The organism is Runella zeae DSM 19591, from assembly GCF_000423565.1.
GTDB lineage: Bacteria > Bacteroidota > Bacteroidia > Cytophagales > Spirosomataceae > Runella > Runella zeae.
Genome location: NZ_AUIF01000076.1, coordinates 1 through 10,536 on the forward strand (window position 1 = coordinate 1; position 10,536 = coordinate 10,536).

The following is a 10,536-nucleotide window of genomic DNA, read 5'->3' on the forward strand; positions in this document are numbered from 1 at the left end:
GGGCTAAGCCCAAAATTGTGCTCCATGTGTGAAATATAACGATGAGTTTTGGCTAATTCGAGGGTGCCAAACGTGCTTTTAATCTTTTTTTTTTCGTCGATCTTTAGGGGTAGCTCCCAGATTTTTCTCAGCTACGGCTCGGCCTAGCTCCGTCCAAAGTTCAACAAAACCCTGCTCATACTCTAGTAGGCTCGGGCTGGCGTTAAGACGATTTATGTCTGCATATTTGGCCCGAGCCATCTCTATAAATTCTGATTCTGTCATTGATTTGTTCGGTTTTTGCTAAAAAATAATTCAAAGATACAAAATACACTCAAACGACAATTTGGTTTGCGCCCGGCGGACGGAATGTAACTCAACTTTGAGAATCATTTTGTGCATTTGTTTCGGCTGACGGAAGCCTATCGAATATCTATAAGTAACTCAACATAAGTAATTTATATCGAAAGACGTTCGGGCAGACGAGTTTCAAATCCCCACCTGCTACAAGCCCTGTACGTTGGCAGTAAGCGTAAAACAAAGACATGGACGTAAAAACCCTCAAAATAGACTCAACCTTTTTGACATTTTTTAGAAACAGAGCAGTTGGGGTAAGTAAACAGACAGCAGAATGGAGGCTTCAAAAAGTATTGAAAGGTAATTTTCAAAACATCTCATTCTATTTAACCTTTTTAGACGACTTTTCGAAAAATTGCTCATGGACTTCTTTTGAAGAAGTATTTATACCATACTATGAAGAAATATTTAAAAAAAATGACAACATACACAGATTTATAAATAATGGAGAGTTAAAATTTGAACAGTGGAAACAAATAATAACTGACAATTACTTAACACCAACTTTCCCGAAAATATATGACGACTTAGGTTTAGGTGAACATTTCGATTTCCAGATAAATTTCAGAGTATCAGACACAGAAGGAATATTAAGTGAAAATACTTTATTATTCGACCATTATGGTTCGACACAGACATTAACTGTGGCTTATAATGAAGACACTGACCAAACTTATATTGATTTTGGTTTTGAAGTAAGAGGAGAAATGTTTAACGAAATCCCTTGGGGTTCAGATTATCCAAATTTCTTTGTTCAAAAACAAAATGTGGAGTATAACAGGAAATTGTTAACGGAAACATTATTAAATTTCCAAAAAAATCTAAACTTCGATATTGTAGATTTTAACTTTGAATGGGGTTCACATCGTTTTTGGACAATTGACAAAAGTGGTTTCATAAATTGATATACCCCATCATCATGGTCTGTGTCCCACAGACCTATTTACAGTAGCCACTTTTAAAACCGATTTGCAGCATGTGTCAAAAATCTAAATTCGTCTTTTTTACTTTGATAAAGTTCTGCTGATGACCACGGTGTAGGGTTGGTAATTAAAGGTGTGCGTACAGTTGCTTCTTTATGCTTTTATAAAAACACTTATTAAATTAGGTCTGACACAAACCACGGGTTTGGAACCCCTAACAAATACACAAAACACTCACTAGACAACTTGGAAATTTAGTTATGTTTAATTAAGTTTGAGTCTATCTTCATCAGGATAGTTTCATCATGTGGCCCCCCCGCAGAACTACACCCATAGCGGATATAAACGAAATTAATTACATTTACAGGGATGTTGTGCAATATTTTACAAACTAATAAAATTATGAGTTTAAAAAAAATGAACTTACAAACATTTATAGAACTTGAAAATGAACTACAATTTAAGTCCATAACATTTGGTGATAGTGAGGGCTGGTGTGACATTAATGTTTGGGAAGATGCGTTAAAACAAATGGAAGCAATTACAGATAAAGAAATAACCTTCCACATAGTAAAAAAAGAGAATACATTAGAGATTTTGATAAATTCGAGTAAGGTCTTTACTATTGAATCCCCCAACGACAACTTCGCAAATAACAGAATAATTGCAGATTTGAATAAAAAACTTGAGGAATTAGGAATTAGCAAAAAATTCTATTCTCTTACAGTGGACGGGATAGAGTTCGTACAAGACCCTATTGTTTCAGTTGGTTTTATGAATTACCAAACTTATGAAAAAATTGCTACTTTGGGATTTGGTGACGAAACAGAATATGATTGGACAGACGAAGGTATAATATGGAAAGGCAACCATTAGACAGACCTAAATAAAAACATCGCACAATAACTAAGGTTTCTCTATATATCTTTGGTGCAAGAATTTGGCTGACGAGCCTTTATTGCCCCAACAACGCCAATACTTCAACGTTAGCGGCTACCGCAAGCAATAACTACTAAGAATCAGTACAAGTAAACATTCAATAAAACCAAAATGACTAAATCAATTTTTAGCATTATTTTCATAGCTTTTAATTTAAGCAATGTGTTCTCACAAAAATACACCATTGTAACACAACCTCTTTATGATATAAGTACAAATGACATTTTTGCTTTTTTCAAAGGAGAAAACTACAAAAACCTTGTTGTAGATATTGATGGAAGTGAAATACACTTTGATAACATAGGTTTTATTGGGCGAATTGAAATAGTCAATAGAGATAGATTTATTGTTCAACTAAAAAATCATAAATATATACTTATTGATAAAAAAGGACGAATATCATCGGCTGAGTATGATAATATGCATTGTTCTAATCTCAAAGAAAAACTTGTAACAGTATTCTTAAAAAACAAAATTGGTCTTTTGGACTTTAATGGACAAATTGTTTTTGAACCAATCTATGACATAATTGGACATCCTATGCGTGATTTTGTTAATGGTAAAATCATGGTAGAGCTTAATAAAAGACAGATAATAATGACTGAAAAAGGAAAAATTGACTATAAACTACCAAAAAATTTTAAATACATAAATTTGTCAGAAGATGGCACTTTTTATGGTGAAGATACATTAGGACTACCATTTCATTTAGACAAAAACTATAATCCAATTTTTATAGAAAGATTTATAAATAGAAAAGATAAAAAAGAAGGTTTATATGATAATTTAACTAAAAAACAAGTTATACCTCTTGTCAATAACATAGTAAGTATGGTTGGGCATAATCAGTATGTTGTTTTAAAGGACAATCAATTCGCTTTATATGATAAGAAAGGGAAACCAATTTTTGATTTCGGAGAAAATCTATGGTATGGTTATTACAGGCATGGCATTATGTATGTACAGAACAAAGAAAAAAAATATGGATTTATTGACACGACAGGAAAAACAGTTATTCCATTTGTTTATGATAAAGCAGAGAATTTTAGCAGACAAGGTCTTACAATTGTATCACAAAACGGAAAATATGCCTTAATGAATTTAGGTGGCAAATATTTAACACCTTTCAAATATGACGCAATAGACCATTGGGATTTAAACAACGAGTTAATTAGGGTAAAAGTTAACGATAAACTAGGGTACATAAATACAAAAGGGGAGGAATTAACTTTATTTAATTATACAATGGCAGATGAGTTCAAAAAAGGGTTTGCCGTTGTTGGAATCAATAATAAAAAAGGAATGATTGATAAAACAGGAAAAGAAATTGTTCAATTAGAATATGATTGGATAAGAAATGATAACTCTAAGGCTGGAAGGGCAATAGTAACGAAAAATATGAAAAATACTGTTTTTTTTGATGACAATAGCCTGTTTGGAATAATTGATAATAGAGGAAATATAATTGTACCTTGCATCTATGAATATATTGCAGAGTTACCTTCTCACTTACACCCAGACTTATATCCCGACAACTATTATTACTATAAAAAGAATAAGAAAATAGGCATTCTAAAATGTAACTAAATAACTGACCGACTAAAGCGGCAGCCGCCAATAACTAAGCATTCGTGGTGGCTGAAAGCCTCCCGAAAGCTTTCGGGATTGAACGAAACTCGGGCGGGCGGCTAGCCATCGGTGAGTGCTCATCACCCGTTTTTCTTTTATTATGGAGTTATCGTAACTGTTTAGGTACGCTATTTGCATAGATGCAATTATGGAAGAGTTGGTCAAAGAAATATCAGACTTGAAGGCGTTAGTCAACCTCTTACTGCTTCGTATCGAAGAGTTAGAGGCGGAAAATGCTGACTTGCATCGTCAACTTAGCCAAAACTCCTCAAACTCACACAAACCACCTTCCAGCGAGGGCTATTCCAATCGGACCGCCGAAGCGGAAGCCTCTTATTAAAGCAGCGCTTCCAAAATCGTCAGGTAAAAAGCCGGGCGGTCAGCATGGTCATACAGGCAAAACCCTTCAATTCGTAGCGCATCCTGACGAGATTCTTACTCACAGTGCAACTCATTGTGGCAGTTGTGGTCTTGCCTTACAAGGTGAGGGACAAGTGATTGCCCGCCGTCAAGTGTTTGATTTGCCTCCTACTCGTTTGTGGGTAAGCCAGCACGAATTGGTGGCTCATCGTTGTTCATGTGGCTACAAGCAAGCAGGCCGGTTTCCTGCGGATGTGGTCGCGCCAGTTCAATATGGTGCTCGTATTCATTCCCAAAGCATTATGCTCAATGTCGACTATCGTTTACCCTTCTCAAAGATAAGCCAATTATGGGCTGATTTGACGGGTTATGCCTATAATCCGGCGACATTAACCAGTGTTCAAAGCAAGCTTTATGAACAGTTAGCTCCGATTGAAACCCAAATAAAAAAAGAACTCAAATCAGCTCCTGTCTGCCACTTCGATGAAACGGGATTACGCATTGAAGGGGGACTAAAATGGCTTCATTTAGCAAGTAACAATCTATATACCTACTTTTTTGTTCACGACAAACGAGGTCAACAAGCGCTTTTGTCAGAAGAAAGCATTTTTTCGGAATGCGTTAACTGGACGGTGCATGATTGTTGGTCGTCTTATTTTACGGTGGGTAAAGGACGACACAGCCTCTGTGGAGCACATTTATTACGAGAATTGCAAGCCCTCATTGACCAAGGACGCCAGTGGGCTAAAGCCATGCACGAGTACTTAATGCAAGCTTATCAAACCACTCGGCATTGCCCGATTCCAACTGAACAACAAGCTCATTGGCGAAGTCACTACCTGCAAATTTGCCAACAGGCTGACCAAGAAGAGCACCCTCCTATCTGCTTTATCAAATCGAATGGTCGCTTGGGAAGAGCCAAAAAGACGACGGGACGTAACTTATTGCAGCGCTTGATTCTTCATCAAGAGGCGGTGCTTGCATTTGCTCGCACCGGCGACCCGGTTCGAGTCAGGGGTACCCTTCACAAATAATCAAGCGGAACGTGACTTGAGAACCGCCAAGGTTAAACAGAAAATCAGTAACTGCTTCCGTAGTATCGGTGGGGCGACTGCCTACGCACGTATCGCTGGCTTCATTTCTACAATCCGAAAAATGAATCGGAATATCATTCAAACCATCGAATCTGTCCTACAAGGCTCTTTTCAATGGGCTACCTAAACAGTTACGAGTTATCGTTGAACATGCAACTACTCTAAAAGTAAGTCATTTCCATGGCTTTTCTTTGAAGTCAGCCCATATCTTACCCCAATCATCACTGCGATGAACCAGCTTTGGCGAGCTCGGTAATAATTTTGCCATAATCAAGTGCAATGACTGCAATATGTATCGAATAGTTTTTGAATGTACTTGGACTGCGGCCAAGTATCGAAATACTAAGCTCAAAACAGCGGATTAACCACTGATAACCAGCCACTTCTACAATGGCGCGATCGATGAGCGTATTTTCCCGTAGCTCATCTGCATTCTTTTTTTGTCATGCTCAATTTTAAGTTTAAATTGGTCTTAAAATTAACCTTTTTGGCCAAATATAGCTACCGAAGGTTTTGTTCAACATCGGGTTTTGCGTTAGTGGACAGACAGTTTACGATTTCAAAAGTCCACTGCGGCCAAGCCCCAAACCGTTAGGGGTCATTGTAACAGACGACAGATTGCTGACAAAAAACCAATGGACATTCCAAAATATGACACAAGACGAACAAATAATTGAATACGAAAAACGCCTTTTAGAAGCATTAAAAACTGGCGACATCCAAGCTCTTGATGAACTACTACACGACAATCTAATTTTTAATATTCCAACTGGACAGACAATTACCAAAGAAATGGATATTGAAAATTATCGTTCCGGTATTATGACAGTTTACGATATTTCTACAAGCGACCGAACAATAAAGACAGCTGAAAATGTTTCGACCGTTGTAGTTACTGTTTATTTAAAAGCAAAATATGCTGACCAAATTATTGAGGGAAAGTTTAGATATTTAAGAGTATGGAAATTGACTAATAATACTTGGAAAGTAATTGCAGGAAGCGGAGTTCAAATTCAATAGAATGACCAATACAAAATAACAACGAACCGCCAACACGGGTTTGCGTCAGGCGAGGCGACCCGGGCCGCCGGGGCGGTGCAAACTTGGAGCTTTGTGCCGCTTAGGCGATTCTATTCAATCTCAGTGCTGGTTGACAGTTTTGTAATCCGAAACCTGCCCGAACGCAAAGCCCGTAGCCGTTAGCAGTCATTGTAGTACGACACTATTCAAAACAGAATGGCAACTATACTTTTTTTATTTAATTGCAAACCCATTTCAATTATGAACTTTTCAAAATTAATTATAACCTTTCTTTTTCAATTCTATTTCACGGAAATACTTGCCCAGCAAGTTTCACCTACTTTGAGCGTCAAAGAAATGGCTATTACTATTGATTCAATCTGCGAAAAACTTCAAAAAAATTATATCAATCCAAAAGTGGCTGATGAAATGTCGTATATCCTTAAAACTAATTTAAAAAACAATAATTACATTTCGATTATCGAGCCCTCCAATTTTGCCCAACAACTTACAAAAGACCTTCAAGCAATCAGTAAGGACAAACACCTAAGTGTCATTTACAACCCTTCCGTTATTGCACGAGAACAAGCATTAACGGATAAAGAGAGAGCAAAACTGGAAATCGAGGAGAAAGACGAAATATTAAAAGGCTTAAGGCGTGATAATTTTGGATTCAAGGAAGTTAAAGTTCTTGAAGGAAATATTGGTTATTTAGATTTGAGAGAATTTGCAGACCCAAAATACAGTGGCGAAACTTTAACGGCAGCAATGAATTTTCTTGGAAATACCAATGCAATAATCTTGGATTTACGTAACAATGACGGTGGTTCGCCCGCAATGGTTCAATTAATTGCAAGCTATTTTTTCTCTACGCCAACTCACCTTTTCGATTTTTATAATCGCCCTAAAAAAGAATTAACACAATCATGGACATTACCTTATGTTTCAGGAATTTTCAAGCCATCGGCAGATTTATATATATTGACAAGCAAAAAGACTTTTTCTGCTGCTGAAAGCTTCACCTATTGTATGAAAAATTTAAAACGTGCAGCAATCATAGGAGAAACAACCGCTGGTGGTGCACATCTTACGGGTGCGGTAATCGCAACTAATAATTTTTTCGTAAGAATTCCACAAGGCAAACCAACAAGTCCAATTACAAATACTAATTGGGAAGGAGTCGGAATTATCCCAGATATTCAAGTCCATTCTGACGAAGCCCTGAAAATTGCTCATTCAAAAGCTCTTGAAAAACTTAAAAAATAGTATAAAATCCCGAAAGCTAAAAATCCGCCACATCGCCAATCCGAGAACTATTAGCGGTCATTGCAAGATAGACAATAAATAACCGAAATCGGTATTAGAAAAATGACAGAACTTAAAATTTTGACTCAACAAACCGAAAGCGTTTACGATTGGACGCATAAACTCATTAAAACTATTCCTTTTGACAAATGGGATATTGTTCCGGACATAATAGAATCAAATATTAGCTGGCAGGTGGGACATTTAATAATGAGCCATTATTATCACTCTATTATGGTAATAGTGGGACATCAAATGGACGTAATTCAAAAAATTCCACTAAAAAATTATGATGAACTGTTTACAAATAACTTACCCAAAAATTCGGTTGGAAAAATAAACCCAAGTGACTTACTAAGCCAATTGTCAATCGTTCAACAAAAATCAATTAGTATTATTAAGGCACTATCATTGACCGAATTGGAAAATAAATTAGAACCCACACCGACACCTCATCCAATTGCCAAGACAAAATTTGAGGCAATAGATTGGAACATCAAACATACAATGTATCACTGCGGACAAATTGGAATAATTAAACGAATCATTGACGAACGATACGATTTTGGATTAAGAAAAACAGAGTAAAAACAACGAAATACTAACATTACATTGGCGTTATACGGTCTGATGCACCTAGGTTCAACATTTATAATTTTATTTATCTTTTGTGCAAGTATTGGCCTGGCAAATATAAATGCTTCAACGTTGCCTGCAAGTGTAAGACGACAACAGACATAGACGAATGAACACATTTTTATTTGCTTGGAATCCTGAAAAATGGAATTGGATGAGCGAAACCCACACGCAAGAAAAAAATGTATTGAGCATTACGGACTTTCGTGTGTTGTTTGTGACTTTAATTTTGAAAAAGTGTATGGATAAATCGGAAAGGAATTTATTCACGTTCATCATTTACGGCAAGTTTCAACGGTTGGAAACACATATGAAGTTGACCCAACAAAAGACTTGCGACCGGTTTGTCCAAATTGTCATTCAATAATTCATAAACGCAAGACTCCGTTTACCATAGACGAAATGACTGAAATATTAAAACTAAACAATAGTGGACAAAACACCAGTAGGTAACAGGAATTTGGCAAAAGTGGCGCTTCAGTGCTCCGTAGACACATTTGTGGTCAATCAAAGTTTGGTTCTCCACATCAACGTGTGTGTTAAAAATCCGTCACATTGCCAAGCCGTGAAATGTTATATGGCATTTTAAATGAGACCTCAAATTTTCTTATCGCTAGAACGAAAAGTTATGAAGCAAAAAGAAACAGAAACTTTTTACCCAAAAAGCCGACAAGAATGGCGTGAATGGCTGCAAAACAATCATGACAAGAAACAGTCTGTTTGGTTAATTTATTATAAAAAGAAATCCAATATTCCAACTATAATTTATAGTGAAGCAGTTGATGAAGCACTATGTTTTGGGTGGATAGACAGTAAATCTAAACCATTAGACAATGAAAAGTTTATGCAATTTTTTAGCAAACGAAAAACAAATAGTGTTTGGTCAAAAGTTAACAAAGAAAAAATTGAGCGTTTGACAATTGAAGGGCTAATGACAAAAGCAGGTTTTGACATTATAGAAATTGCAAAACAAAACGGTTCTTGGACAATTTTAGATGAAGCAGAAGCCTTAATAATTCCAGCAGACTTAGAGGAAGAATTTGAAAAGCGACCACAAGCAAAATCCTACTTTGTAAGTTTAAGTAGGTCAGACAAAAGAAATATCCTACAATGGCTAGTTCTTGCTAAACGACAGGAAACCAGAGCAAAAAGAATAACTGAAATTGTAGAACTTGCAGACCAAAATTTAAAACCAAAACAATTTCGTGGACAGAAAAACGGAATATAACAACGGTTTTGCATCAGGCGAGTTGACTCGGACGGCCGAAACCGTGCAAAATTCAAGTGTAGTTTTTCAATTGAATTTTAGTTATAATATCTGTTCCGATAGCTTTCGGAATGCTCCTAAAGCCGCTTGAACGCAAAGCCCCAATCCGTTAACGGTCAGGATATCACTACAATAAGTTAAATAGTAACCTAAAATACAACAGAAGTAAGATACGATATGTGGTCAACAACAACATTATGGTTTGAGATAGCCGTAGTAAGCATAATTTATGCTTTGGGTAATATCCTTATGGGACATTTCGAAGAACGAACACCAAAAATTCGTAGAGTTGGAAAATATCTTTTGACACTTATTTTAGTTTGCTGTATTTCTGTTTATTTTGGTAGAACAACATCAATGATACTTCTTTCACTTTTTATCATTCCACTTTTGTATGTCCACGGTTATTATTTACCTAAGAAAAAAGGCATCAATGGTTGGACAGGAGAGCCGAAAAGTAAGTATTACGAGTTCCGTAAGTGGGACAAGGACATATTTTCAAAATAAAATAGATTTTAAATGAATTTAAATCAAATAACAATACCTTCCTTAGAACTAACAAAGTCAATCCAGTTTTATCAAACATTAGGGTTAAACTTAATAGTTGAAGGGTGCATTGCAAATTGTCGTTTAACTTTGTGATTTACATTCTTTTAATTATGACACGAGAAGAGTTACATAAACTAATAGATTCTGAGTACGATAAACTTGAATCAATGCCCTTGGGCCACACATTGTACGATTTAGAAGTAAGGGTTGAAATGATCAAGCAGAAGGTTGGTCAAGCCCTGCTACAGAGCCAAACCGGTGCGTGTAATGATCGTCGAAAAAAAAAAAGATACTGACACGCAGCGGGGAGATTGATGTTTTGCATGATTCTATTTATTCCATGAAAGACACCCGGTTCGGCTATTCTGCTCTTGTTCAAGAGGATATGCTTCATCTGGCTCAACAGAGTGTGTACAAAGATGCTGCCAATACCTTCACACGCTTTACAAATGTTAAAATTAATCCATCGCAGTATCAG

Annotated in this window: 12 protein-coding genes; 11 read left to right on the plus strand and 1 reads right to left on the minus strand. The window is 36.4% G+C overall.

Going from position 1 to position 10,536, the window contains the following annotated elements:
• Positions 1-78: 78 nt before the first annotated feature.
• Positions 79-264, minus strand: coding sequence for a hypothetical protein (locus G563_RS0117470; RefSeq protein WP_028666451.1), 186 nt, complete (start codon positions 262-264; stop codon positions 79-81).
• A 260-nt stretch (positions 265-524) separates the two neighbouring features.
• On the opposite strand from G563_RS0117470, the gene G563_RS0117475 reads away from it, so the two are divergent.
• The 11 genes from G563_RS0117475 (at position 525) to G563_RS0117520 (ending at position 9,470) form a co-directional block, all read left to right on the plus strand.
• Positions 525-1,241 (plus strand): hypothetical protein, encoded by a 717-nt coding sequence (locus tag G563_RS0117475; protein WP_028666452.1) that lies wholly within the window; start codon positions 525-527, stop codon positions 1,239-1,241.
• Between the two features lie 435 nt (positions 1,242-1,676).
• Positions 1,677-2,135, plus strand: coding sequence for a hypothetical protein (locus tag G563_RS0117480; RefSeq protein ID WP_211235285.1), 459 nt, complete (start codon positions 1,677-1,679; stop codon positions 2,133-2,135).
• Between the two features lie 174 nt (positions 2,136-2,309).
• A complete protein-coding gene (locus tag G563_RS0117485) occupies positions 2,310-3,785 on the plus strand; it encodes a WG repeat-containing protein (protein ID WP_084650898.1) in 1,476 nt (491 codons plus the stop codon).
• A 190-nt stretch (positions 3,786-3,975) separates the two neighbouring features.
• Positions 3,976-4,167, plus strand: a complete 192-nt coding sequence (locus G563_RS39230) for a DUF6444 domain-containing protein (protein ID WP_028666455.1) — start codon at positions 3,976-3,978, stop codon at positions 4,165-4,167.
• A gap of 274 nt (positions 4,168-4,441) precedes the next feature.
• The gene (locus G563_RS39080; RefSeq protein ID WP_374754525.1) at positions 4,442-5,221 is read left to right on the plus strand and encodes an IS66 family transposase; all 780 of its coding nucleotides are present in this window, start codon (positions 4,442-4,444) and stop codon (positions 5,219-5,221) included.
• A gap of 16 nt (positions 5,222-5,237) precedes the next feature.
• Complete coding sequence (locus G563_RS39085; protein ID WP_169579777.1) at positions 5,238-5,408, plus strand: hypothetical protein; 171 nt, start codon at positions 5,238-5,240, stop codon at positions 5,406-5,408.
• Positions 5,409-5,932: 524 nt separating this feature from the next.
• Entirely contained in the window at positions 5,933-6,301 is a 369-nt protein-coding gene (locus tag G563_RS0117500; protein ID WP_028666457.1) for a nuclear transport factor 2 family protein, read from the plus strand.
• A gap of 216 nt (positions 6,302-6,517) precedes the next feature.
• Positions 6,518-7,567, plus strand: coding sequence for a S41 family peptidase (locus G563_RS35115; RefSeq protein ID WP_084650901.1), 1,050 nt, complete (start codon positions 6,518-6,520; stop codon positions 7,565-7,567).
• Between the two features lie 102 nt (positions 7,568-7,669).
• On the plus strand, positions 7,670-8,194 hold the full coding sequence (locus G563_RS0117510) for a DinB family protein (RefSeq protein WP_028666458.1): 525 nt from the start codon (positions 7,670-7,672) through the stop codon (positions 8,192-8,194).
• 312 nt (positions 8,195-8,506) lie between these two features.
• Entirely contained in the window at positions 8,507-8,695 is a 189-nt protein-coding gene (locus G563_RS39235) for an HNH endonuclease (protein ID WP_374754526.1), read from the plus strand.
• A 175-nt stretch (positions 8,696-8,870) separates the two neighbouring features.
• Positions 8,871-9,470, plus strand: a complete 600-nt coding sequence (locus G563_RS0117520; protein WP_028666460.1) for a YdeI/OmpD-associated family protein — start codon at positions 8,871-8,873, stop codon at positions 9,468-9,470.
• Positions 9,471-10,536 lie beyond the last annotated feature (1,066 nt).

Bases quoted from the DNA above. Each gene is read 5' to 3' on its own strand.
- G563_RS0117470 (WP_028666451.1), bottom strand. From the start codon at position 264: ATGACAGAATCAGAATTTATAGAGATGGCTCGGGCCAAATATGCAGAC.
- G563_RS0117475 (WP_028666452.1), top strand. From the start codon at position 525: ATGGACGTAAAAACCCTCAAAATAGACTCAACCTTTTTGACATTTTTT.
- G563_RS0117480 (WP_211235285.1), top strand. From the start codon at position 1,677: ATGAACTTACAAACATTTATAGAACTTGAAAATGAACTACAATTTAAG.
- G563_RS0117485 (WP_084650898.1), top strand. From the start codon at position 2,310: ATGACTAAATCAATTTTTAGCATTATTTTCATAGCTTTTAATTTAAGC.
- G563_RS39230 (WP_028666455.1), top strand. From the start codon at position 3,976: ATGGAAGAGTTGGTCAAAGAAATATCAGACTTGAAGGCGTTAGTCAAC.
- G563_RS0117500 (WP_028666457.1), top strand. From the start codon at position 5,933: ATGACACAAGACGAACAAATAATTGAATACGAAAAACGCCTTTTAGAA.
- G563_RS35115 (WP_084650901.1), top strand. From the start codon at position 6,518: ATGGCAACTATACTTTTTTTATTTAATTGCAAACCCATTTCAATTATG.
- G563_RS0117510 (WP_028666458.1), top strand. From the start codon at position 7,670: ATGACAGAACTTAAAATTTTGACTCAACAAACCGAAAGCGTTTACGAT.
- G563_RS0117520 (WP_028666460.1), top strand. From the start codon at position 8,871: ATGAAGCAAAAAGAAACAGAAACTTTTTACCCAAAAAGCCGACAAGAA.